This is a genomic window from Citricoccus nitrophenolicus (genome assembly GCF_047305825.1).
Taxonomy (GTDB): domain Bacteria; phylum Actinomycetota; class Actinomycetes; order Actinomycetales; family Micrococcaceae; genus Citricoccus; species Citricoccus nitrophenolicus.
Window position 1 is genome coordinate 2,623,320 of the sequence record NZ_CP063070.1, and the last position, 23,956, is coordinate 2,647,275.

General features: G+C 70.0%; 21 protein-coding genes and 1 tRNA gene. 12 read left to right on the top strand and 10 right to left on the bottom strand.

The window, feature by feature from the left end; translation table 11 throughout:
* The first annotated feature begins 41 nt into the window (after nucleotides 1-41).
* Nucleotides 42-1,679 carry a chaperonin GroEL gene (groL, locus tag IMT31_RS11970; protein WP_345359335.1) on the top strand — a complete coding sequence of 546 codons (1,638 nt, stop codon included), beginning with the start codon at nucleotides 42-44 and terminating at the stop codon, nucleotides 1,677-1,679.
* 70 nt (nucleotides 1,680-1,749) lie between these two features.
* Here groL and IMT31_RS11975 read toward each other — a convergent pair whose 3' ends face one another.
* The 7 genes from IMT31_RS11975 to IMT31_RS12005 all read right to left on the bottom strand — a co-directional run bounded on the left by IMT31_RS11975 (nucleotide 1,750) and on the right by IMT31_RS12005 (nucleotide 9,958).
* A complete protein-coding gene (locus tag IMT31_RS11975; protein WP_413542917.1) occupies nucleotides 1,750-2,682 on the bottom strand; it encodes a DUF4031 domain-containing protein in 933 nt (310 codons plus the stop codon).
* A gap of 108 nt (nucleotides 2,683-2,790) precedes the next feature.
* Nucleotides 2,791-3,081 carry a WXG100 family type VII secretion target gene (locus tag IMT31_RS11980; RefSeq protein WP_413542918.1) on the bottom strand — a complete coding sequence of 97 codons (291 nt, stop codon included), beginning with the start codon at nucleotides 3,079-3,081 and terminating at the stop codon, nucleotides 2,791-2,793.
* An 85-nt stretch (nucleotides 3,082-3,166) separates the two neighbouring features.
* A complete protein-coding gene (locus IMT31_RS11985; protein WP_413542919.1) occupies nucleotides 3,167-4,864 on the bottom strand; it encodes a sensor histidine kinase in 1,698 nt (565 codons plus the stop codon).
* A 22-nt stretch (nucleotides 4,865-4,886) separates the two neighbouring features.
* Nucleotides 4,887-5,594 carry a response regulator transcription factor gene (locus IMT31_RS11990; protein WP_345359347.1) on the bottom strand — a complete coding sequence of 236 codons (708 nt, stop codon included), beginning with the start codon at nucleotides 5,592-5,594 and terminating at the stop codon, nucleotides 4,887-4,889.
* A gap of 41 nt (nucleotides 5,595-5,635) precedes the next feature.
* Entirely contained in the window at nucleotides 5,636-7,342 is a 1,707-nt protein-coding gene (locus IMT31_RS11995) for a DNA repair helicase XPB (protein WP_413542920.1), read from the bottom strand.
* 22 nt (nucleotides 7,343-7,364) lie between these two features.
* A complete protein-coding gene (locus tag IMT31_RS12000; protein ID WP_413542921.1) occupies nucleotides 7,365-9,692 on the bottom strand; it encodes a helicase-associated domain-containing protein in 2,328 nt (775 codons plus the stop codon).
* 11 nt (nucleotides 9,693-9,703) lie between these two features.
* A complete protein-coding gene (locus IMT31_RS12005) occupies nucleotides 9,704-9,958 on the bottom strand; it encodes a hypothetical protein (protein WP_345359356.1) in 255 nt (84 codons plus the stop codon).
* A 166-nt stretch (nucleotides 9,959-10,124) separates the two neighbouring features.
* Here IMT31_RS12005 and IMT31_RS12010 point away from each other — a divergent pair, with 166 nt between their 5' ends.
* Nucleotides 10,125-10,508, top strand: coding sequence for a cold shock domain-containing protein (locus IMT31_RS12010; RefSeq protein ID WP_345359359.1), 384 nt, complete (start codon nucleotides 10,125-10,127; stop codon nucleotides 10,506-10,508).
* Nucleotides 10,509-10,566: 58 nt separating this feature from the next.
* Complete coding sequence (locus IMT31_RS12015; RefSeq protein WP_413542922.1) at nucleotides 10,567-11,058, top strand: DUF3027 domain-containing protein; 492 nt, start codon at nucleotides 10,567-10,569, stop codon at nucleotides 11,056-11,058.
* A gap of 90 nt (nucleotides 11,059-11,148) precedes the next feature.
* Here IMT31_RS12015 and serC read toward each other — a convergent pair whose 3' ends face one another.
* Entirely contained in the window at nucleotides 11,149-12,273 is a 1,125-nt protein-coding gene (gene serC / locus IMT31_RS12020) for a phosphoserine transaminase (RefSeq protein WP_413542923.1), read from the bottom strand.
* 201 nt (nucleotides 12,274-12,474) lie between these two features.
* Here serC and IMT31_RS12025 point away from each other — a divergent pair, with 201 nt between their 5' ends.
* The 5 genes from IMT31_RS12025 (at nucleotide 12,475) to IMT31_RS12045 (ending at nucleotide 17,401) form a co-directional block, all read left to right on the top strand.
* A complete protein-coding gene (locus tag IMT31_RS12025) occupies nucleotides 12,475-13,182 on the top strand; it encodes a metal-dependent transcriptional regulator (protein ID WP_345359368.1) in 708 nt (235 codons plus the stop codon).
* Nucleotides 13,183-13,469: 287 nt separating this feature from the next.
* Complete coding sequence (locus tag IMT31_RS12030) at nucleotides 13,470-14,393, top strand: C40 family peptidase (protein ID WP_413542924.1); 924 nt, start codon at nucleotides 13,470-13,472, stop codon at nucleotides 14,391-14,393.
* Nucleotides 14,394-14,695: 302 nt separating this feature from the next.
* A complete protein-coding gene (locus IMT31_RS12035) occupies nucleotides 14,696-15,190 on the top strand; it encodes an HNH endonuclease (RefSeq protein WP_413542925.1) in 495 nt (164 codons plus the stop codon).
* Nucleotides 15,191-15,251: 61 nt separating this feature from the next.
* Nucleotides 15,252-15,524, top strand: a complete 273-nt coding sequence (locus IMT31_RS12040) for a hypothetical protein (protein ID WP_413542926.1) — start codon at nucleotides 15,252-15,254, stop codon at nucleotides 15,522-15,524.
* Nucleotides 15,521-17,401: an ABC transporter ATP-binding protein gene (locus IMT31_RS12045; RefSeq protein ID WP_413542927.1), complete on the top strand. Its 1,881-nt coding sequence runs from the start codon at nucleotides 15,521-15,523 to the stop codon at nucleotides 17,399-17,401. The genes IMT31_RS12040 and IMT31_RS12045 overlap by 4 nt, the downstream gene beginning before the upstream one ends.
* 86 nt (nucleotides 17,402-17,487) lie before the next feature.
* Here the strand turns inward: IMT31_RS12045 and IMT31_RS12050 are convergent.
* Nucleotides 17,488-17,564, bottom strand: a tRNA-Arg gene (locus IMT31_RS12050).
* Between the two features lie 32 nt (nucleotides 17,565-17,596).
* The gene (locus tag IMT31_RS12055; RefSeq protein ID WP_413542928.1) at nucleotides 17,597-18,298 is read right to left on the bottom strand and encodes a hypothetical protein; all 702 of its coding nucleotides are present in this window, start codon (nucleotides 18,296-18,298) and stop codon (nucleotides 17,597-17,599) included.
* Between the two features lie 96 nt (nucleotides 18,299-18,394).
* Between IMT31_RS12055 and IMT31_RS12060 the strand changes: the two genes are divergently transcribed.
* From IMT31_RS12060 to sucC, 4 genes are all read left to right on the top strand, one after another.
* Nucleotides 18,395-19,255, top strand: a complete 861-nt coding sequence (locus IMT31_RS12060) for a hypothetical protein (RefSeq protein ID WP_413542929.1) — start codon at nucleotides 18,395-18,397, stop codon at nucleotides 19,253-19,255.
* Between the two features lie 22 nt (nucleotides 19,256-19,277).
* Nucleotides 19,278-20,021, top strand: a complete 744-nt coding sequence (locus tag IMT31_RS12065; RefSeq protein ID WP_413542930.1) for a class F sortase — start codon at nucleotides 19,278-19,280, stop codon at nucleotides 20,019-20,021.
* A gap of 91 nt (nucleotides 20,022-20,112) precedes the next feature.
* On the top strand, nucleotides 20,113-22,623 hold the full coding sequence (locus IMT31_RS12070) for a UvrD-helicase domain-containing protein (RefSeq protein WP_413542931.1): 2,511 nt from the start codon (nucleotides 20,113-20,115) through the stop codon (nucleotides 22,621-22,623).
* Between the two features lie 142 nt (nucleotides 22,624-22,765).
* On the top strand, nucleotides 22,766-23,944 hold the full coding sequence (gene sucC / locus IMT31_RS12075) for an ADP-forming succinate--CoA ligase subunit beta (RefSeq protein WP_345359395.1): 1,179 nt from the start codon (nucleotides 22,766-22,768) through the stop codon (nucleotides 23,942-23,944).
* Nucleotides 23,945-23,956 lie beyond the last annotated feature (12 nt).

The following is a 23,956-nucleotide window of genomic DNA, read 5'->3' on the forward strand; positions in this document are numbered from 1 at the left end:
ACTGCCAAGCAACGCCAAGGTCCAGAAAGGACAGTGCACACATGGCCAAGACCATTGCATTCGACGAAGAGGCCCGCCGCGGCCTGGAGCGGGGCCTGAACACCCTCGCCGACGCCGTGAAGGTCACGCTCGGCCCCCGCGGCCGCAACGTGGTGCTGGAGAAGAAGTGGGGAGCCCCCACCATCACCAACGACGGTGTCTCCATCGCCAAGGAGATCGAGCTCGAGGACGCCTACGAGAAGATCGGCGCCGAGCTCGTCAAGGAGGTCGCCAAGAAGACTGATGACGTCGCCGGCGACGGCACCACCACTGCCACCGTCCTGGCCCAGGCCCTCGTCAAGGAAGGCCTGCGCAACGTGGCCGCCGGTGCGGACCCGCTGTCCCTGAAGCGCGGCATCGAGAAGGCCGTCGCCGCCGTCATCGAGGAGCTCGTGGCCTCGGCCAAGCCGATCGAGACCAAGGAGCAGATCGCGGCCACCGCGTCCATCTCCGCCGCTGACAGCCAGATCGGCTCGCTCATCGCCGAGGCGCTGGACAAGGTCGGCAAGGAGGGCGTCGTCACCGTCGAGGAGTCCCAGACCTTCGGCCTGGAGCTCGAGCTGACCGAGGGCATGCGCTTCGACAAGGGCTACCTCTCCGGCTACTTCGTGACGGACGCCGAGCGCCAGGAGACGGTGCTGGAGGATCCCTACATCCTCATCGTCAACTCCAAGATCTCCTCCGTGAAGGACATGGTCTCCCTCCTGGAGAAGATCATGCAGTCCGGCAAGTCCCTGCTGATCATCGCCGAGGACGTCGAGGGCGAGGCCCTGGCCACCCTCGTGGTCAACAAGCTCAAGGGCACCTTCAAGTCCGTGGCCGTCAAGGCCCCGGGCTTCGGTGACCGCCGCAAGGCCATGTTGGCTGACATCGCCATCCTCACCGGTGGCCAGGTCATCTCCGAGGAGGTCGGCCTGACCCTGGAGAACGCCGGTCTCGAGACCCTGGGTACCGCCCGCAAGGTCGTCATCACCAAGGACGAGACCACCATCGTCGAGGGTGCCGGCGATGCCGAGCAGATCGCCGGCCGCGTGGCCCAGATCCGTGCCGAGATGGACAACACCGACTCGGACTACGATCGCGAGAAGCTCCAGGAGCGCCTGGCGAAGCTGGCCGGCGGCGTGGCCGTCATCAAGGCCGGTGCCGCCACCGAGGTGGAGCTCAAGGAGCGCAAGCACCGCATCGAGGATGCCGTGCGCAACGCCAAGGCTGCCGTGGAAGAGGGCATCGTCGCCGGCGGCGGCGTGGCCCTGACCCAGGCCGGTGCCAAGGCCTTCGGCAAGCTCTCCCTGGAGGGTGACGAGGCCACCGGCGCCAACATCGTCAAGGTGGCCATCGAGGCGCCGATGAAGCAGATCGCCTTCAACGCCGGCCTGGAGCCGGGCGTCGTGGCCGCCAAGGTCCGCTCCCTGCCTGACGGCCAAGGCCTCAACGCCGCCACCGGCGAGTACGAGGACCTGCTGGCCGCCGGTGTCAACGATCCAGTCAAGGTGACCCGCTCTGCCCTGCAGAACGCCGCCTCGATCGCCGGCCTGTTCCTCACCACCGAGGCCGTCGTGGCGGACAAGCCCGAGCCGGCTGCGGCCATGCCGGGTGGCGACGACATGGGCGGAATGGGTGGCATGGGCGGCATGATGTGATCCTCCCGATCACCTGAGCGCCCGGCTCTCACGGAAGGCCTGATCCCCTCGGGGGTCAGGCCTTCCGGCGTTAACGGGTCCAGTGCCCCGCGGTGGGGTGCAGCTCGGCGGACAGGTTCCGCCGGGCATGGTGCTCCCAGAGCCTCGCGCCAGTGGCAGTCCGGTACAGGGGATCCAAGGCCAACAGTGACAGGACGACGCCGGCCCGCCCGGTGGCGAAGTCCGCGTCGGACACGTGCGCGAAGTCCTGTCGCACGGCCGACAGGTAGCGGGCATAGTCCCCCCGGGAACGGCCCAGCACCTCCAGGTCGGCGTCACTGAACACCGCTCCCGTCCGGTCACCGGGGTCCGGATCGTGGGTGGCAGTCATCCGCACGAGCCGCGCCGTCTCCTCGATCTCCGCGTCCGGAACGCCGAGCTCGGACAGGGCGTTCTCCGCGAGCACCGCGGAGTCCTCCTCGTCCTGGCCCGCGGGCCGTTGCGGATCCCCGAGATAGACGGCGTCGTGGAACCACGCGGCCAGCTTCACGCTGCGGGTCCAGCGTCCGCAGTCCTCCCCGTGCCTGACCAACACATCGATGGACTTCAGGACCGCCAGCAGGTGGGAGCGGTCATGGTAGTGCCGGTGCGGCTCGGACCACCGGGCCAACAGGTCTGCCACCACCGGCTCACGCTCCAGCGGGGAGGTCCCGGGGAACAGCCGGTTGAACCTTTGGGTGAGGATCTTGTCCAGCTTGCCGGGGCGCTGGGCGGCGGGAATGCGCAGGCCGGAGGACACCAGGCGGCGGACCAGCTCGGCTCCGCTGACCTCCTCGGCACCGAGGGCCACCAGGTCCCTGTAGCGCTCCACCGGTACGTCATAGTGGTCGCCGTCGAAGGCTCGCCCGGAGATTCCGGCGGCAGCGGCGAAGCCGTGGAGTTCCTCGAGCGAGGCGTCCGAGACCAGATGGGAGAACACGGTGCCGTGTGCCGGCCACCGCGCCGGATCGATCAGCACCGTCATGACCCCATCATAGGTTTCTGTCGAGTGGGGGTGGGTTGTTCACCAGAACACCCACCCCGACTCGGCTGAAGGCGGGGGAGCGCAGCGCCCCTGCGCGGGGGCGGGACGTCAGCCGCGGAACATGGAGGCGTTGGCGGTCTCGGCGTCCAGGTACTGCTGTGCGGCGTGGGTCATGGCGCCGCGGATGGAGACGAGGGACTCCTCCACCCGGGCCTGGGTGGTGCGCCACTCGGTGAGGACGGTCTGGAAGTTGTTGGCGGCCTGGCCGCGCCAGGTGTCCTGCAACTGCCGGAGGTTGGCCTCCATGGCGTTCACCTCGCTCTGGAGGCGGCCGATGGAGGCCTCCACGGCCTGGCTCTTGGCCATGAGGTCTTCGGTGTCGATGTGGACGAGTGCCATGTTCTCTCCTGTGGGGCGTGGGCGAGCCGGTGGACCCCGGCCCTTCCCACGCTAGGCAGGGTCCCCTCGCCACGTCCGGATGGTGCTAGCCCTCTGTGGATGCCTGGCCCGAACCCGGAGGCTGTGGAGGACGCGGCGGGATGGCGGGCGGGCTACTCGCGGTGCCCTCCCCGTCGGTGCCCTCCCCGTCGGTGCCCTCCCCGTCAGTGCCGTTGCCGTCAGCGCCATCCAGCTCGTCCCCGGCATCCTCGCCGTGGGCTGGATCCACCCATGGCATCCGCACGGACATGGTGGCCCCACCGCCGGGGGTCTGCTCCAACCGCACGGTGCCGTCATGCTGGGCCACGATCGCGGCCACGATGGCCAGTCCCAGTCCCGTACCGCCGGTCTCCCGGTGGCGGGAGGAATCGGCCCGGTAGAAGCGCTCGAAGACGCGGTTGGCGTCCTCCTCCTCGATCCCCGGGCCATGGTCCCGGATCTCGATGACCGAGTCCCGGGATCCGTGGACCTGACGTCCGTCGGCGTGGACCGATCCCGGCAGCACATCCACGGTGCCGACGGCGATCTCCAAGGGGGTGCCCTCCGGCGTGTACCGCAGGGCATTCGTCACCAGGTTGGCGATCACCTGGCGGATCTTGCCCTCGTCCCCGACGGTGGGCGCGGGCCCCGCCCGGCCGCCGTCGAGCCCCTCGAGCCGGACCTCACGGTCCGCGGCGTTCACACGGGCGTCCAGCACGGCGTCGTTCGCGAGCAGCATCAGGTCCACGGGCCGGTACTCCAGGGGCCGTTGCTCGTCCAGCCGTGCCAGGGTGAGCAGGTCCTCCACGAGCTGGCCCATGCGCTTGGCCTCGCCCTCGATCCGGCCCATGGCGGCGCCGACGTCCTCCGGGTCCGAGATCCCGCCGTGGCGGTAGAGCTCGGAGAACCCGCGGATGGTGACCAGGGGGGTGCGCAGCTCGTGGGAGGCGTCCTGGATGAACCGGCGCATCTTCTCCTCGGACTGCTCCTTGGACCGGAAGGCGATCTCGATGTGCGCGAGCATGGCGTTCAGCGAGCGGGAGAGCCGCCCGACCTCGGTGTCCGGGGCCCCGATCTCCACGCGCCGGGACAGGTCACCCGCGGCGATCTGTGCTGCGGTGCGCTCCACCCGCAACAGCGGTTTGAAGGCCCGGGTGGTCACTCCGTAGGCGATCACTGAGGCGCCGGCGGTGGCCAACAGGCCGATGGTGGCCACGAGCGAGGTCACCCGGTCCACCGAATCGTGCACCGGTTCCAGAGGCAGGGCGATCGCCAGGGATCCCTCGCCGGACTCGAGTCGGTACATCTGCACCCGCCAGCCCCGGGAGTCCTCGGAGGTGCCGGGGACCTCGAAGGCCTCAGTGCCGCGCTCCACCACCTCATCAGCGTCCAGGGCCGGGACCTGGGGCCGGTCCTCGTTGGCCCCGGTGAAGGAGGAATTGGTGGTGGTCTTGCCCTCGTTGTCCTGCAGCTCACCGTAGAAGCGCAGGATGGACTGCGGGGAGGAGAAGTAGTCGACGTTGGTGCCCAGGCTCGTCAGGTACCGGGAGACGTTGTTCCGGTTGACGACCAGGTCCTCGTCGATCTGGCGTACCAGCTCCTGACGGAAGAGCGAGGCTGTCAGGGCGGCGGTGACGATCACGGCCAGAAGCATCAGACCGGTGGTCATCACCACCAGCTGGGTCCGCAGGGAGGAGGTCTTCCACAGGCGCGCCAACTCGTGGAACGGACGGAATCGTCCGTGGTGGTTCACGGCGGCAGTCATACGGTCCTCGAACGGGAACGGATCAGCGCTTGTCCGCGGACCGCAGCAGGTACCCGACGCCGCGCTTGGTCTGGATCATGTCCGGCAGGTCCGGGCGGTCGATCTTCCGGCGCAGGTAGGAGATGTAGGACTCCACGATGGAGGCGTCCCCGTTGAAGTCGTACTCCCAGACGTGGTCCAGGATCTGTGACTTGGAGAGCACCCGGTTGGGGTTCATCATCAGGTAGCGCAGCAGCTTGAACTCGGTGGGGGAGAGCTCCACCACCTCGCCGGCGCGGCGGACCTCATGGGCGTCGTCATCCAGCTCGAGATCGTCCACACGCAGGATGGCCTCGTCTCCCTCGGCGGGGGCGGTGCGGCGCAGCACGGCCCGGATGCGGGCCACCACCTCGTCCAGGGAGAACGGCTTGGTGACGTAGTCGTCCCCGCCCACGGTCAGGCCGGTGACCTTGTCATCCGTGTCATCCCGGGCGGTGAGGAACAGCACGGGGAAGTGGCGGCCCGCGGCCCGCAGCTTGCGGGTCACCGTGAATCCGTCCATGTCCGGGAGCATGACGTCCAGGACGGCGAGGTCCGGCTGCTCCTTCTCTGCGGCAGCCAGCGCGTCGCGGCCGTTGGCGGCGGCGACCACCTCGAACCCGGCGAACCGCAGGGAGGTGGAGAGCAGCTCGCGGATGTTCGGCTCATCATCGACGACCAGCAGCTTGGCTTCGGGTTCCTTTGACTTCATGGTCTCCATCGTCCACCCGTCCGCTGAGCGTTTCCTGAATGTCAACTGGATGGGTTGGCCAGGTCCCCGGCATCCACGATGGTATAGGCGTACCCCTGCTCGGCCAGGAACCGCTGGCGCCGTTGGGCGTACTCCTGGTCCAGGGTGTCCCGGGCCACCACGGTGTAGAAGTGCGCCGACTTCCCGTCCTCCTTGGGCCGCAACAGCCGCCCCAGCCGTTGGGCCTCCTCCTGGCGGGAGCCGTAGGACCCGGAGACCTGGACGGCCACCGAGGCCTCCGGAAGGTCGATCGAGAAGTTCGCCACCTTGGACACCACCAGGACCTTGATCTCCCCGGCCCGGAAGGCCTCAAAGAGTCGTTGCCGCTCGGCCACGGACGTGGCGCCGGTCAGGACCGGGGCGTTCAGCAGCTCGCCGAGCTCCGCCAACTGGTCCAGGTACTGCCCGATCAACAGCACCTGCTCGCCCGGATGCCGGGCCACGAGCGAGCGCACCACGTCCAGCTTCACCTCGGAGGAGGAGCACAGACGGTACTTGTCCGCTTCCTCCGCCATCGCGTAGGCCACCCGCTCGTCCCGCGGCAGCTCGACCCGGACCTCCACGCACTCGGCGGGGGCGATGTAGCCCTGGGCCTCGATGTCCTTCCACGGGGCGTCATACCGCTTGGGCCCGATCAGGGAGAACACCTCGGACTCCCGGCCGTCCTCCCGCACCAGGGTGGCCGTGAGCCCGAGCCGGCGGCGTGCCTGCAGGTCCGCTGTCAACCGGAAGATCGGGGCCGGCAGCAGGTGGACCTCGTCATAGATGATCAGCCCCCAGTCATGCCCGTTGACCAGCTCGAGGTGCGGGTAGATCCCGCCGCGCTTGAGGGTCAGCACCTGGTACGTGGCGATCGTCACCGGGCGCACCTCCTTCACGGAACCGGAGTACTCGCCGATCTCCGCCTCCGTCAGCGTGGTGCGCTTGAGCAGTTCCGCCTTCCACTGCCGAGCGGAGACCGTGTTGGTCACCAGGATCAGCGTGGTGGCGTTCGCCGTGGCCATCGCCCCGGCTCCCACCAGGGTCTTGCCCGCACCGCACGGCAGCACCACCACACCGGAGCCGCTGGCCCAGAAGTTCTCCACTGCCATGCGCTGATAGGGGCGCAGCTGCCAGGGGGCCTCCGGGCCGGCGTCGGGCACCTCGCCGGTCTGGGGCAACTCGCCGGTCTCGGGCACCTCGGTGAGGCCGATGGGGTGGGGGGTGCCGTCCACGTAGCCGGCGGCATCCTCGGCAGGCCAGCCGAGCTTGAGCAGGACCTGCTTGAGCTGGCCGCGGCTGGCGGCGTGCACCACCACGGTCTCTCCGTCGATGCGTGGGCCGAACATCTCCGCGGACTTCTTCGCGTGCAGGACCTCTTCGAGCACGGGGTAGTCGTCCGTGCGCATCACGAGGCCGTGCACCGGATCGTTCTCGAGGCGCAGCCGGCCGTACCGGGACATCGTGTCATCGATGCCCACCAGCAGCGCATGCGGCACGGGATAGCGCGAATACGTCAGCAGCACGTCCAACACCCGCTCGGCATCCACGCCCGCGGCCCGTGCGTTCCACAGTCCGAGCTGGGTGATCCGGTAGGTGTGCACGTGCTCGGGAGCGCGCTCCAGCTCGGCGAAGGAGGCCAGGGCGTGGCGGGCCTCGGTGGCCTGCTCGTGGTCCACCTCCAGCAACACGGTCTGGTCCGATTGGACGATCAACGGGCCATCAGGCACTGAGGACTCCTTCACTGGGGGCTCACTCCACGGTACTGGCCGAGACGACCCGGTGCAGGGGGACCACCACCTCGGCGTCCTGCTCCGGGGCCAGGCAGCGCACGCGGCCGCCGGCCACCGCCAGCGGCACCACGCGCCGAGACTGGCGCCGGCCGCGCTGGTCCACGGTGACCAGGTCCACCCGCTGCCGGAGGGAAGCCGCCTGGCGCAACACCGCCACGGCCTCCTCAGTACCGGGGCCGCTGGGTACGGGACTCGGTGCGGAGCGCAGCCGGGCGATCTGTGCGGCCAACTCCTCCTCGGAGGGCGCCCAGCGAACGGCCCGGACCGGCTCGGGGAAGGCACTCTCCGCGGTGCCCGGCAGTGTCCGCGCCTCGGCCTGGCCATGGCCCGTCTCCTCCCGTGCCCGGTGCAGGGCAGCCCGGTGCCCGGCCGTGGCGAGCAGCCGGTGCAGGTCCCGGTGCCCGACGCCGGCCACCACCACGGTGGGGGCGATCCGTTCCAGCTGGGCCGGCGACATCGCCGGGTCCGCGACGATCGCGTCCAGCAGATCCACGTCCTCGGAGCGCAGCCAGGCCTGTGCGGGTCCGACGGAGAGCATTCCGTGCCGCCGGGCGACGTCCCGGATCAGGTACCGCAGCGACTGGGGGACCGCATCCGCTGAGTGACCCGCCAGGAAGGCCTCGATCTCATCTGCCGTGGCCCCGGCGTCCAGGGCGCGGTGCAGCGAGGCGTCGGAGAAGCGGTACACGCGGGCGGCGCCGTCTCCCTCCTTGTCCGCCATGCCCGCCAGGCGCCGGTCCACCACCGGGTCCAGATAGCCCGGTGCCACGGCGGTCAGGTCCCCTTGCAGCCGGACCGTGGTCACGGCCTCCGGCAGGGCCTGCCCGAGGGCGGCCGCTGCCTGATCGAGGAGGCCCTCGGCCACGAGGGTGCCGGCCTCGGTCAGGGCGCCGGCACCGCTCAGGCCCAGTTGCTCGGCCTCGGCGAGCAGTGCCGGGGTGAAGGCGGCGGTCCGGGAGGACTGCCGCGGGGCCCGCCAGCGCTGCCGTTCGGCGACGGCAGGGTCCAGTGGAGTGCCTGGCCGTTCGGACTCGACCTCCCGGGCGGACTCCAGTAGTGCCGCCCGCAGCCGAGGCGCGTCCGGGCGGTTGCGGTCCGGTGCCAGGGCGTGGCCCGTGGACTCTGCGGGAGGGGGTCCGAGCATCGGGGCGCGGCCGCTGGAGAGCCAACCGGCCACCAGGGCGGCCCACTGCGTGTGCCGGTCACTGCGGCGCCACTCGGGGACGGTGGCCGAAGGCCGCCACGTGGAGGTGTCCGGGTCCAGCACGCTCAGCCCGGCGGCGGCCACCAGCTCCAGCAGCCAGGCTGTGTTCTCGGGGGAGGAGCCGGTGGCCGCCGAAAGGCGTTTGAGTTCCCGCACCCCCACCCCGCCGGTGCGCAGGGTCCGCAGCCCGGGGGCCAGGGCATCGAGGAGGTTGGCCGTGCCACGCAGCAGGTCAGCGATCGTGGCCAGCGCCGCGTTGCGGGACAGCGCTCCGGTCACCGGGCGACCGGTGGGCTGCGGGGGGCCGGGGTCCAGAGGACGCCCTGCCGTGCCGCCGCGCCACGCCAGCCCGGCCTCGAGGGGGTGCTCGCCGAGGCGGTCACGCCGGATGAGGAGACCGGTGCCCAGCAGGAGGTCATGGACCGGTCCCGGCGGATCAGGCAGTCGGGCCACGGGGGAGGACTTCAGCGCGTCGAGGGCGGCGGCGGCGCGGGCCAACAGGTCCCCGTCCACCCCCTCCGCCGGCGCGGGGACCCGGGCGGACTCCCCGCGCAGCAGCTCCAGGATCCCCGCGCGGTCCCGTGGGAACTCGGAGGGGGCCCTCGGGCTGCCAGCCGGGCTGCCGTTCGGGTTGCCGTCCGGGCCCTCGGCAAGGGCCGCTGCGGGCCGGCCGAAGGCCAGTGGGTGGTGGCCCAGCGCGGTGGCCACCGGCGGAGGCAAATGCCAGTCGTCGCCGACCCCCACCACCAGGGCGGCTTCGGAGAGGTCCTCCAGCAGGGCCCGGACGGCGCCCACGGGGGAGTTCTGGAAGAAGGCGGCGAGCCGATCCTCGGAACCGGCCGGGCCGGCGTCGTGCATCCCGGGGGCCTGGGACAGGACGGCGAGGGCCTCCAATACGTCCAGGTGGGCGCGGTCCAGGCCGTCGAGGGCACGCAACACGGACATCTGTGTGCTGGCGCGGGTGGCCAGGGCGGCGAAGTCGGGGACGGGTGGGTGGCAGAGGTCCGGCCTCAGCACGAGCAGCCGTCCGAGCTGCTCGTCCGACCACTGGGCCAGATGGTCTGTCAGGGTGGCGGCCCTCATCGGCTGCAGGATCAGGCGCGGCGCCTCAGCACGGCCTTGGCCACCACGTAGGCCAGCATCAGGGCGAAGCCGAGGGGAAGTCCATAGAGGCCGAACCAGTAGAAGACGGGCCAAGCCGTGACGGAGAGGAAGTAGGAGACCAGCAACAGGACCATGGCGCCGAAGGACACCACGGTCAGGGAGGCACCGGCCACCAGCAGGGTCCGCAACCAGGGTGAGGTCTCGGGACTGTGCGGGGCGGGAGCGGTGAGGGGGCGAGCAGACATGACCTCCAGTCTACTCCCGGGCCCACGGGGTATCCTTGGGGGGCTACAGACTTTTCCCGCCCACGAGGACGCCACGAGGCAGGGCCGCCCGAACCATGGGAGTTCGAGGACAGAGCCCGCCGACCCGTCCAGCGGGGATCCACAGAGACAGAGAAGGACATCGTCAATGCCCACCGGCAAAGTAAAGTTCTACGACTCGACCAAGGGGTTCGGATTCATCCACACGGATGAGGGCCAGGAGGTCCACCTGCCCTCCTCGGCCCTGCCCGAGGGCGTCACCGAGGTGCGAGCCGGCACGCGTATGGAGTTCGGGGTGGCCGAGGGCCGCCGGGGCCCGCAGGCACTCAGCGCCCGCATGCTGGATGAAGGGCCCTCCGTGGTCCGCGCCACCCGCCGCAGGCCGCAGGACATGGCCGTGGTGGTGGAGGACGTCATCAAGTGGATGGATGCGGCCTCGAACAGCCTGCGCAAGGGCAAGTACCCGCCGAAGGCCCAGGCCGAGAAGATCGCCATGGCCCTGCGCAAGGTGGCCGACGAACTTGAAGCCTGAGACCGATACCGCGACCGAGACAGATACCGAGACAGCGGGTGAAACTGCGATGGAGCCGATGACGGCACAGGCCGAGGGCCGCACCGTGCGGATCCCGCCGAAGCCCACTCGCGCTCCGCGCAAGCGGACACCGAAGCTGGACGAGGTGCTGGCTGCGGCCGTTGAGCAGGCCCGCCAGGCGCTGCAGGGGCTGGCCGGGGCAGACCAGATCGGCGACCCTGTGGGCGTCGTGGCGGATGACGACCGGCTGGTCACCCACCGCTTCGCCGCCAACCTGCCCGGGTACGGCGGCTGGGAGTGGTTCGTCACGGTGGCACGCGCCCCGCGCAGCAAGGTGGTCACCGTGTGTGAGACCGGGCTGCTGCCCGGCGCGGACGCGATCCTGGCCCCCGACTGGCTGCCATGGTCCGAGCGCGTGAGCCAGGAGGAGAAGATCCGGCTGGACGCCATCGCCGCTGGTGAGGACCCGGAGGCGGCCGTCGCCCGCGCCCGCGCCCGCGGTGCGGAAGAGGGCCGGGACGGCGATGAGTCGGAGGAGACCCAGGGCTGACGGTCCTCGGACCCCGGAACAGAACGACGCCGGCCGCGCACCTCAGGTGCGCGGCCGGCGTCGTTCCTCAGGCCCCTCCAGGCGGGGCACTCAGGCGAGGTGTGCGACCACGTGGTCGATGCAGGCCAACAGCGCCGTGACATCGTCCGGCTCGATGGCCGCGAAGGTGGCGATGCGCAGCTGGTTGCGGCCGAGCTTGCGGTACGGCTCCACGTCCACCACCCCGTGGGCGCGCAGGATCTTCGCCACGGCGGCGGCATCCACGGACTCGTCGAAGTCGATGGTGGTGATGACCGCCGAGCGGTCCTCGGCCCGCGTGACGAAGGGGGTGGCGTAGGACGAGCCCGCGGCCCAGGTGTACACGCGATGGGATGAATCGGCCGTGCGGGCCGTGGCGAACTCCAGCCCCCCGTTGGAGTTCATCCACTTCACCTGCTGGTCCAGCATCACCAGGGTGGCCAGGGCCGGGGTGTTGTAGGTCTGGTTCTTCAACGAGTTGTCCACGGCGGTCTTCAGGTCCAGGAAGTCCGGGATCCAGCGGCCGGAGGCCTTGACCTCCTCCACCCGTGCCAGCGCGGCGGGGGAGAACAGCGCCAGCCACAGCCCGCCGTCGGAGGCGAAGTTCTTCTGCGGGGCGAAGTAGTAGGCGTCCGTCTGGGAGACGTCCACGGGAAGTCCGCCGGCCGCCGAGGTGGCGTCCACGAGCACGAGGGCGTCATCGGCGCCGGGCACCCGCTGTACCGGGGCGGCGACCCCGGTGGAGGTCTCGTTCTGCGGCCAGGCGTAGACGTCCACGCCATCCTCTGCGGCCGGCTCGGGGCGGGTGCCCGGTTCGGACGTGAGGATGGAGGAGGCCTCGAGGAAGGGGGCCTGGTCCGTGGCCTTGGCGAACTTCGAGCCGAACTCTCCGAAGGACAGGTGCTGTGCCCGGGAGCGGACCAGGCCGAAGCTGGCGGCGTCCCAGAATGCGGTGGAACCGCCGACGCCGAGGATGACCTCATAGCCGTCTGGAGCGGAGAACAACTGGCTCAGGCCCTCGCGGACGCTGCCGACCAGGTTCTTGACGGGCGCCTGGCGGTGGGAGGTGCCCAGCAGCCGAGGCCCGGCGTCGGCGAGGGCCTGCACCTGCTCGGCGCGGACCTTGGATGGGCCGGCTCCGAACCGTCCGTCCCGGGGCAGCAGGTTCTGGGGGATGGTCACCTCGGGGGTGCTCATGGGGTCTCCTGACGTGGTGGGGTTCTCGGCCGGGGGTGCAAAGGGCCATTCTCCCGCACTGCGCTGAGCACGGACGCCACGTGTCGTTCCCGATCAGTGCGCATGACTAGGATGGACGGTGGGCTTCCCGTCTCTTCGCCGCCCTAGGCCAGCGGCGGGGGAGATGAAGCATCGTTGGGGACCTGGAGAGGAACATCAGCCGTGACGGACCTGATCGATACCACCGAGATGTACTTGCGGACCATCCTCGAGCTTGAAGAGGAAGGGATCGTGCCCCTGCGTGCCCGCATCGCGGAGCGCCTGGACCACTCCGGCCCCACCGTCTCCCAGACCGTGGCCCGCATGGAGCGGGACGGGCTGGTGCACGTGCGCAATGACCGTCACCTGGAACTGACCACGGATGGCCGCGAGAAGGCCGTGAGCGTGATGCGCAAGCACCGCCTGGCCGAGCGGCTGCTGGCCGATGTCATCGGCCTCGACTGGGCCTTCGTCCACGAGGAGGCCTGTCGGTGGGAGCACGTCATGAGCGAGCAGGTCGAGCTTCGACTGCTGGACCTGTTGCACAACCCCGCCGAGTCCCCCTACGGCAACCCGATCCCGGGTCACGGTGACATCCGGCCGCCGGTGCCCGGCACCGGCTCGGCCTTCGACCGGGGCGAGCGTCTCTCCGTGGTGTCCAGCCGGCCGGGCCGCTACACCGTGGTCCGCCTGACCGAGGCCATCCAGACCGATCCCGAGCTGCTGAGCGAGCTGTCCCTGGCCGGGGTCCGCCCCGGGCAGGCCATTGAGATCGCCGCGAGTGGCGGATATGTCACGGTCCGCACCGCGGAGCCGGCCGACTCGCCTGAGGGCGGCGTGGCACTGGAGGTCAACGAGGAGACCGCGTCCCACATCATCGTGGAGCGCTAGGTCCCTGCATCACGGCGCAGGCCTCGTTTCGTCATCTGGTCGTGACCATCAGATGGGCGGAATCGCGCGGTTCTGAACGGGCTGCGAGGGGTTGTCCACCGGACCCGTGACCTGAGCGTGACATTCATAAACTTTTCATATACCTTGGATCCCGGCGCCACGGACAGTCCGGTCCGAGGCCGCCGGCCGATGGTTTGCCACACCCCCCGCGACCACGGCGTCTTCAAGCAGTCGTCCATCATGGCGGGGACGGACTTTGTCCGGCGGCACGTGAGAGAGGTAATTACGTGTCGAAGCGCAGTCCCGCAGCACGCCACCGCGCCGTTCCGGCGAACACCAACCCGCTGGAGACCATCTCCAAGGCGGTCTCCTCGAACGCAGGCACCGTGGGCCGTCAGGCCGCCGTGGTCGCCGCAGCGTCCGGCCTCGTGCTGACGATCGGCATGCCGGCCCAGGGCGCCGCTCCCGCCGTTCGCGAGACCACCAGCATCCCGGCCCCGGGCCTGGACATCGAGCGCGCAGCGGTGACCAACGTCAATGTGGCCGCCGCCAAGGACGTGAAGGTGGAACTGGACCGCGCCACGTTCTCCTCGAAGCCGGCCCCCGAGCCCGAGCCGGCACCGGAGCCTGCCCCGGAGCCGGAGCCAGCCGCTGAGCCCGCTCCCGAGCCGGTCGCTGAGACGGAGCCGGAGCCGGCCCCCCGCGCCGAGCGCGCCTCCACCACGCAGGCGGAGTCCTCGCAGGGCGAATCGACTCAGCAGTCCTCTTCCTCTTCCTCCTCTTCCTCCTCTTCCTCTTCCTCCTCTTCTTCGTCGTCCTCTGCCTCCACGCAGCAGGCCGCCGCTGAGGCCCCGGCCCAGAGCGCCTCCGTGGGCGGCGTGGTGGGCGCTGCCTACTCCGGCGTCGGCGTTCCCTACGTCTTCGGCGGCAAGGGCCCCTCCGGCTGGGACTGCTCCGGCTTCGTGGCCTGGGCCTACGCCCAGGCCGGGCTCAGCATCCCGTCCTCCACCTCCGCGATCCGCGGCTCCTCCAAGCTGGCCTGGACGTCCAGCCCGAAGCCCGGCGACATCGTGGTGCAGAACGGCGGCGGCCACGTGGGCATCTACGTGGGCAACGGACAGATGATCGGCGCCCAGAACCCCTCCGTGGGCACCTTCCAGCACCCCGTGACCCGCAACCCGCTGGTGGGCTACCTCACCTACGTCGGCTGACCACCGACTCCACGATCCGGGACTGAACCGGACCAGCGACGACTGCTACCAGGGCCCCTCCGCCAGGAGGGGCCCTCGGTCGTTCCCGGACGTGAATGTCATGAATGGGACGTGAAGGCACCGTGAACACTCCCGCCGACACGCCCGGAACCGGGGGTGCATGGGCCGGCGGCCATGGACCCTACGCGTATCCTGAACCTGATCGTCAACCCGATTCATCCCCGCAGACGCCGGATGGCCGGGCCAGCACCCGGCGGACGGTCCGGCGCCCGCGGCACAGACACCGCCGCGAGGTAGGTCCCATGCGCACACTGGTCCTGAATGCCGGCTACGAGCCACTCTCCGTGGTCAGTTACCGGCGCGCCATCCTCCTGGTGGGCACCGGCAAGGCGAGCGTGCTCGCCGATGGCGGGGACCCCGTCGTCGGGCCCTCCTCCATGGTGCGCCGCCCGGCGGTCATCCTGCTCACCCGCTACGTGCGCATCCCGCACACCGACTCTGCGCCCGTGTCCCGGAGGGGCGTGCTGCGCCGGGACGCGCACCTGTGCGGCTACTGCGGGCGTTCCGCCAGCACGGTGGACCACATCCACCCCCGGTGCCGCGGCGGCGAGGACTCCTGGGAGAATCTCGTGGCCTGCTGCCTGGCCTGCAACAACATCAAGGGGGACCGCAGTCTCGCGCAGATGGGGTGGATCCTGCGGGTCACACCGCGGCGCCCGCGCGGAGCCCAGTGGCGGATCCGGGAGTTGGAGCGTCCGGCCGAGCAGTGGACGGACTTCCTGGCTGCCGTGGCCTGAGGCGGAGTCCTGGCAGGTCGAGCCGGGCCGTTGCGGACTGACACGGACCTAAACTGGGGGAATGTCCCAGACCCAGACCGCAGAGCTGATGGCCGCCCTCGAACTCGGGGACGCCACCCCTGACATCGCCCGCCTGGCGCGGATCGCGCGGATCGCCGCGGCCACCTCGGGGAACGACGACGACGCGGCCGCCACGGCGTTCATCGCCGGCTATGCGGCGGGGCTGGCCGAGGGGACGGGCCAGGCCGGTTTCGACCGTGCACACCACGCCTCCCTGCGCGGGATCGAACAGTTCCTGGCCCGGGCCGTCACCGCCAACCGGACCACGCCATGAGCATGGAACGGGCGGCCATGATGGCCATGCGCCAGGTCAGTCATACGGACCCCGCAGCCCGGGGTGGGCGCGCACTGCACCCGGGCACCATCCGGCGATCCCTGGACTTCGTGCGCCGCTACCGTGGCAAGCTCGTGTTCTACCTGGTGCTCTCCGTGGTGGGTGCGGTGCTGGGCGTGGCGTCACCCGTCCTCGCCGGGGACGTGGTGGACGCGATCGTCGAGGCCGGGGATGCCCAGCGCGTCGTCCGGCTGGCCCTGCTCATCGCCGCCGTGGCTGTTGCGGACGCCCTGCTGGCCGTGGTCACCCGGTGGCTCTCCTCGGACCTCGGAGAGCGGATCATCTATGACCTGCGCACCGCGGTGTTCGACCACGTCCAGAGAATGCCGATCGCCTTCTTCATGCGCACCCGTACCGGGGCCCTCGTCTCCCGGCTCAACAATGACGTGATCGGCGCCCAGACCGCCATCTCCCGGACGCTGTCCGGCGTGGTCATGAACCTGGTCTCGGTGGTCCTCACCCTCGCCGTCATGCTGACGACCTCGTGGCAGATCACCCTCGTCTCCCTGGTGCTGTTGCCGCTGTTCTTCATCCCGGCCCGCCTGCTGGGCGGCACGATCGCCGGTCTCAGCCGCCGTCAGGCCCAGAACAACGCCGCCATGGGCGACCAGATGACCGAGCGGTTCTCAGCGCCCGGCGCCACCCTGGTCAAGCTCTTCGGCAACCCCAGCCGGGAATCCGCGGAGTTCTCCGGCCGGGCGGACCGCGTCCGGCAGACCGGCGTCGGGATCTCCGTGCGCCAGTCCGTGTTCATGACGGCCCTGACGATGGTCTCCGCCCTCGCCCTCGCGGCGGTCTACGGGATCGGTGGTCTGCAGGCGTTGGCGGGATCCCTGAACGCCGGGGACGTGGTCACCCTCGCTCTGCTGCTCACCCGTCTCTACGCCCCGCTGACGTCCCTGGCCAGCGCGCGGGTGGAGATCATGGCAGCCCTGGTCTCCTTCGAGCGGATCTTCGAGGTCCTCGACCTGCAGCCGCTCCTCCGTGAGCGGCCGGATGCCGCACCGGTCCCGGCCGGCCCCGTGACACTGGAGGTCCAGGACGTCCGCTTCGCCTATCCGAGTGCCGAGGAGGTCTCCCTGGCCTCGCTCGAGGAGGTCGCCGTGCTGGACCGCCGCGGCGGCGCCGAGGTGCTGCACGGCGTCTCCTTCACCGTTCGCCCCGGCCAGACCTACGCGCTGGTCGGCACCTCGGGCGCCGGCAAGTCCACCATCGCCTCCCTGTTGGCCCGGTTGTACGACGCCGACTCCGGCGCCATCCGCTACAACGGCACCGATGTGCGGGACACCACCTTCGCGTCCCTGCAGTCCACGGTGGGCATGGTCACCCAGGATGGGCACCTGTTCCATGACACGATCCGCGGCAACCTCACCCTCGCCCGCCCCGACGCCGGCGAGGACGAGGTGTGGGATGCGATCGACCGGGCCCGGCTGCGAGAGGTGGTCGAGTCCCTGCCGGACGGTCTGGCCACGGTGGTGGGGGAGCGCGGCTACCGCCTCTCGGGAGGGGAGCGCCAGCGCATGACCATCGCCCGGCTGCTGTTGGCCTCCCCGCGGGTGGTGCTGCTGGACGAGGCCACCGCGGCCCTGGACTCCACCTCGGAACAGGCGGTGCAGGCGGCCCTGGCCGAGGCGCTGACCGGCCGCACCGCCGTGGTGATCGCCCACCGCCTGTCCACCATCCGCTCCGCCGACCGCATCCTGGTGGTGGAGGGCGGACGCGTGGTGGAGGAGGGCCCGCACGCGGAGCTGCTCGCCGCCGGCGGGCGCTACGCGGAGCTGTACCGGACGCAGTTCGACGATCCGGGGCACGAATAGGACCCCACCACTACTGCTGGGGAGTGGCCGGTGTCGCGGGCCTGGGACACTTTGCCCTGATCGGGGTCAGCGCGTGCCAGCCTGAGTGGTGCCCCCGGCCGGAATCGAACCGACGACCTACCCTTTAGGAGAGGGTCGCTCTATCCTACTGAGCTACGGGGGCGCGGGGCCGGATCGCCAGCCCACCAGGACATCCTACTGAACGAGCGGCGCCTTCCGCGCCATGAGGAGGCGCCGGACCTGCCCGGCGATCAACAGCACCACCCAGAGGGTGAGCACCACGAGCAGGACCCAGCGCGCCGAGGTGAACGCGGAGGCGAGTTCCGCGCCTTCGCCGCCGGCGTCCAGGGCCCGCTCGATGAGCATGTTCTCCACGACGTCCACTGCGGCGAAGATCCCGCCGGCGGCATAGGAGGCCCAGCGGCCGAAACCGCGAGGCAGGGACCAGGCCGCCACCGCGGAGACGCAGGCGAAGACGAAGAGCGGGAAGATCACCCCGGCGGTCTTGTGCACCCAGTTCAGCTGCCCATGCGCGTCGGCATCCATGGCGGCGTCCAGCTCGGCGAGATCGGCGGCGCCGTAGGAGAACCGGTGGTCCGGCATGGGCAGTCCGCTGGACAGTGCGGACATCTGCGGCAGGGCGAGGATGTGCAGGTAGAAGAACATGAACAGGGTCGCGCCGAGCAACGCGATGATGAGCATGCCCGGGCTGCCCTGCTGCTGGCCGGAGGCCTGCAGGTCCTGCCGCGCCTGGCCCACCGACACCTTCGGGCGCTTGACGGGCGTTGCGCCGACCCCCGGCTCGGTCTGACCGGCCACCCGGGGTGACCGACCGTCGCCGGGCCGGGGGGTGCGCGGTGACTTCTTCTGCGAATGCTTGCTGTTCTTGTGGGACACGGAGACCTCCAGCGTCCATTGTCCCAGCTGCGGGCTGGGGAGCCGACCGGCGAATCGGTGTGAGGAATTTCATCTCGTGACCCATCCGCTCCCTCGGTGGCTCCGAACACCCGGTATCGGATCAACAACGAGGAGAATGTCATGCGCAAGAAGATGCTCTTGGCCCCTGTGATCGCACTGGGTGCACTGACCCTGACGGCATCCCCCGCTCTGGCCCACAGCGGCCACGGCGGAGGAGACGCCACCGGTTCCACCACGAGCACCCACGAGGGTGCGTGGTCGGGACAGGCCACCCTGGACCCGTTGAATGACAGCGGTACGTCCGGCCAGGCCATGATCGAGCTGGACGGCAACGAGGCCACGGTCACGGTGGACGTCACCGGAGCCGCGGAGACCTTCATGGAGGGCCCCTTCCCGCACGCCCAGCACATCCACATCGCCTCCCAGGGCGTCTGCCCCGGGCCAGAGGCGGACACCGACGGTGACGGGGCCATCAGTGTTCCCGAGGGCCACCCCTTCTACGGGGAGATCGGGACGTCGCTGACCACCGAGGGGGACACGAGTGCCGACTCGGCGCTCGCGGTCGAGCGGTTCCCGGGCGGTTCGGCCTACAACTACGAGCGGACCTTCGAACTCAACGACGCCACCGCCGCCTCCCTGGCCGATGGCACCGCCGTGGTGGTGGTCCACGGGGTGGATCCGACCAAGCTCAGCGCGGAGGCCCAGGAGAAGCCGAGCGAACTGGATCCGTCCCTGCCCTTGGCTGCCACCCTCCCGGCGGCGTGCGGCACGGTCAACGTCTCGCAGATGGGGCAGATGCCGGAAGGCGGCGCTGACACCGGTTCGCCGGTCCAGCAGCAGGACACCTCGGGGATCTTCCTCGGCGTGGGTGCCCTCGCGGTGGCGGCCCTGGGCGGTGGCGCCTGGATGGTCAGCCGGCGCTCGAGCCGGGCCTGAACGAGCGCAGGAAGAGCTCATCATGAGGTCACCCACTGCTACCCGCCGCGCAGGCCTGATGGTCTGTGCGGCGGGTGCCGTCCTGCTGGCCTCGGGCTGTGCCGGGGCCGTAGGGCCGGCACCCGGTACATCGTCCGCCGCGGTGGGGTCACCGTCGGCCAGAACGGAGACAGCTGCCCCGGCCCCGGCGGACACCGCGCCGGATCCTCAGCCGACGCCTCCTCCTGAGGACACCCCGGAGGCCGTGCCGGCCTCCGCGCCGGATCCTCAGCCGACGCCTCCTCCTGAGGACACCCCGGAGGCCGTGCCGGCCTCCGCGCCGACCGGGATCTCAGTCCCCGGCATCGGGGTGGAAGCGGACCTCATGGACCTGGGGCTGCAGGACGACGGCTCGATCGAGGTCCCGCCCTACAACCTCGGCTCGCCGGCGGGCTGGTACGTCCATTCACCGATGCCGGGGGAGATCGGGCCCGCCGTGATCCTGGGGCATCGCAACGGGATCGAGGGGGGTCCCGGCATCTTCGCCGATCTTCCCCGGGTCGAGGTGGGCGATTCCATCGAGGTCAGCCGGGAGGACGGGTCCGTCGCCGCCTTCACCGTCTACCGCACCGAGCAGTTCGGCAGGGACCGGGAGGGTTTTCCCACGCTGGAGGTCTACGGGAACACCGACGGACCCGAGCTCAGGCTGATCACGTGCGACGGGTTGAACGAGGACACGGGGGTGCTGGAAGACAACTTCATCGTGTACGCCACCCTCGACTCCTGAGCTCCCCGCGGCAGCCTCTCCCTCCGTCCTGGGTGTTCGCTGTGGACGGTGCCCTACGGCGTCCGTCTCACTCGATAGACTTCTGGGCACCATGTCCCAGAACTTCCAGACCTCCCTGCCCGGCCTGTTCACCTCTCGCTCCCTCACCCCGGTCGCCGCGGATCCGGAGGCCTTCACCGCCTCCGCGCCTGCGCACCGCGCCCCGGACGTGGAGGAGCTGTTGGAGGGACTGAACGATCAGCAGAGGCTCGCCGTGGTGCACACCGGCGGGCCACTGCTGATCGTGGCCGGTGCCGGCTCGGGCAAGACCCGTGTGCTGACCCACCGCATCGCCTACGCGTTGGGCACGGGGCGAGCCCGTCCGCATGAGGTCCTGGCCATCACGTTCACCAACAAGGCCGCCGCCGAGATGCGTGAGCGGATCTCCGCGCTGATCGGCCCGGCCGCGCAGAAGATGTGGATCTCCACGTTCCACTCCTCCTGCGTGCGCATCCTGCGGCGCGAGGCCACCACCGTGGGACTGAAGTCCAACTTCTCCATCTACGACTCGGCGGACTCACTGCGGCTGGTCACCTCGATCGCCAAGGCCCATGACCTGGACCCGAAGAAGTTCGCCCCCAAGGCCCTGCTGAACAGGATCAGCGCCCTGAAGAACGAACTTGTGGATGCGGAGGACCATGCCTCCACCGTCTCGGACTCCGAGCCCTTCGCCCAGGCCGTCTCCGCCGTGTACCGGGACTACACGCAACGCCTCCGTCAGGCCAACGCCATGGACTTCGACGACCTGATCGGCATGACCGTCAACATGTTCGAGGCCTTCCCCGCCGTCCTGGACAACTACCGCCGCCGGTTCCGGCACGTGCTGGTGGACGAGTACCAGGACACCAACCACGCCCAGTACCGCCTCGTACGCCTGCTCACCGGTCCGGTGAACGAGCCCGAGGGCGTGGAGACGGACGGCGGGCAGCTGACGGTGGTGGGCGATTCGGACCAGTCCATCTACGCCTTCCGCGGCGCGGACATCCGCAACATCGTGGAGTTCGAACAGGACTACACCGACGCCACCACGATCAAGCTGGAGCAGAACTACCGCTCCACCCAGACCATCCTGGACGCCGCCAACGCGGTGATCTCCAGGAACCCGCAGCGCCGCCCCAAGAGCCTGTGGACCGCCGAGGGGGCGGGCCCGAAGATCACCGGTTACGCCGCGGAGAACGAGTCGGCTGAGGCCGAGTGGATCGCCACCACCATCGATCGCCTCCAGGACGAGGAGGACATCCGTCCTGCGGACGTGGCGGTCTTCTACCGCACCAACGCCCAGTCCCGCTCCCTTGAGGAACGCCTGGTGACCAAGGGCATCCCCTACCGCGTCATCGGCGGTACCCGGTTCTACGACCGCAAGGAGATCAAGGACGCGCTGGCCTACCTGCGGGTGCTGGCGAACCCGGATGACGACGTCAACCTCCGCCGCATCCTCAACGAGCCCAAGCGGGGGATCGGCGACCGCGCGGAGGGCGCCGTGGCGGCTCTGCAGGACCGCAACCGCTCCACCTTCTTCGAGGCCCTGCGCCAGGCCGAGCAGGCCCCGGCCATGGCGTCTCGATCGCTCAAGGCCGTCAACGGCTTCGTGCAGATGATGGAGGACCTCGCTCAGGTCGCGGCCACCTCCAGCGCCGCCACCGTGCTGGAGGCCGTGCTGGAGCAGACCGGCATGCTGGCCACTCTCCGTTCCTCCGAGGACCTGCAGGACGAGTCACGGGCGGACAACCTCGGCGAGCTCGTGGCCGTGGTCCGTGAGTTCGAGAAGAACAACCCGGAGGGCACCCTCGGAGACTTCCTGGAGCAGGTGGCGCTCGTGGCGGACGCCGACCAGTTGCCGGACGCCACGGATTCGGAGGGCGCTGAGCTCGCCGAGCGGCTCGGCCAGGTCACCCTCATGACCCTGCACACGGCCAAGGGCCTCGAGTTCCCCGTGGTGTTCCTCACCGGCATGGAGCACGGCGTCTTCCCGCACTCGCGCTCCATGACCGATGAGAAGGAACTCGCGGAGGAGCGCCGCCTGGCCTACGTGGGGCTGACCCGGGCCCGCCAGCGCCTCTTCGTCTCCCGCGCCGAGGCCCGCTCCCTGTGGGGCCAGCACCAGTTCAACCCGCCCAGCCAGTTCCTCGGTGAGATCCCCGAGGCCCTCGTCGAGTGGGAACGCGAGGGCTCGGCCCGCCCGGCCGGGTTCTCCGGAGGGTGGGGCGGCGGCAGCATCGGCGGCCACCAGAACGGCTCCGGTTCCCGCTATCCGCAGCGGTTCTCCGGCTCCCACTGGGGGGCCGGCGCGTCCACGGCCAACCGGCCGGCCCGCGCGTCGGGCGCCTACGCCGAGGACGCCGAACTTCGGGTCCCCCAACGTGGCGCCGCACGCACCCGGGTCCAGCCACAGAAGGAGATCATCTCCTTGAGCCAGGGAGACCATGTGGAGCACGGATCCTTCGGGCGTGGAACGGTGCTCACACTGGAGGGTCAGGGGGACAAGATGGTGGCCAAGGTCGATTTCGCCGGGACCGAGAAGCGGTTGCTGTTGCGGTACGCCCCCCTCCGCAAGGTGGACTAAGGTATGGGATGGAACGCCCGGGGAACCCTCGGGCTTCCGGCCGGCTTCCGCCGTGCCGGACACACGGCAGATGATGTGGTGTGCCTGATGCCGCTCGCGGAACCCGACCGTCCCCGTTTTCGACGTAGAAGGACTGCAACCCGTGGACCTGTATGAATACCAGGCGCGCGATCTGTTCGAGGCACACGGCGTCCCCGTGCTGGCCGGCATCGTGGCGCAGACCCCGGAAGAGGCCAAGGCGGCCGCTGAGAAGCTCGGCGGCGTGACCGTCGTCAAGGCCCAGGTGAAGGTCGGTGGCCGCGGCAAGGCCGGCGGCGTCAAGGTGGCCAAGAACGCCGATGAGGCCTTCCAGTACGCCAAGGACATCCTGGGCATGGACATCAAGGGTCACACCGTCCACCAGGTCATGATCGCGGCTGGTGCGGACATCGCCGAGGAGTACTACTTCTCCGTGCTGCTGGACCGCTCCAACCGCACCTACCTGGCCATGTGCTCCGTCGAGGGCGGCGTGGAGATCGAGCAGCTCGCGGTCGAGCGCCCGGAGGCCCTGGCCAAGGTGCCCGTCTCCGCACTGACCGGCATCGACGCCGCCACTGCACAGAAGATCGCGGCCGAGGCCAACTTCCCGGAGGAACTGCGCGGCCCGGTGGCTGACGTCCTCGTGAAGCTGTGGGACGTCTTCGAGAAGGAGGACGCCACCCTCGTGGAGGTCAACCCGCTGGTCAAGACCGGCGCCGGTGACATCATCGCCCTGGACGGCAAGGTCACCCTGGACGAGAATGCCGAGTTCCGCCAGGAGGATCATGCAGCCCTGGTGGACAAGCGCACCGAGGATCCGCTGGAGGCCAAGGCCAAGGCCAATGACCTCAACTACGTCAAGCTGGACGGCCAGGTCGGCATCATCGGCAACGGCGCCGGGCTCGTCATGTCCACCCTGGACGTGGTGGCCTACGCCGGCGAGAACCACGGCAACGTCAAGCCCGCCAACTTCCTGGACATCGGCGGTGGCGCCTCCGCCGAGGTCATGGCCAACGGACTGGACGTCATCCTGAACGACGAGCAGGTCGCCTCCGTGTTCGTCAACGTCTTCGGCGGCATCACCTCGTGTGACGCCGTGGCCCACGGCATCGTCAAGGCTCTGGAGATCCTGGGCGACGCCGCCACCAAGCCGCTCGTGGTCCGCCTGGACGGCAACAACGTCGAAGAGGGCCGGCGCATTCTGGCCGATGCCAACCACCCCCTGGTCACCCTCGCCACCACCATGGACGAAGGCGCCGACAAGGCCGCAGAACTCGCCAACACCGCGCTGGCTGACAAGTAAGGACCGCTCAAC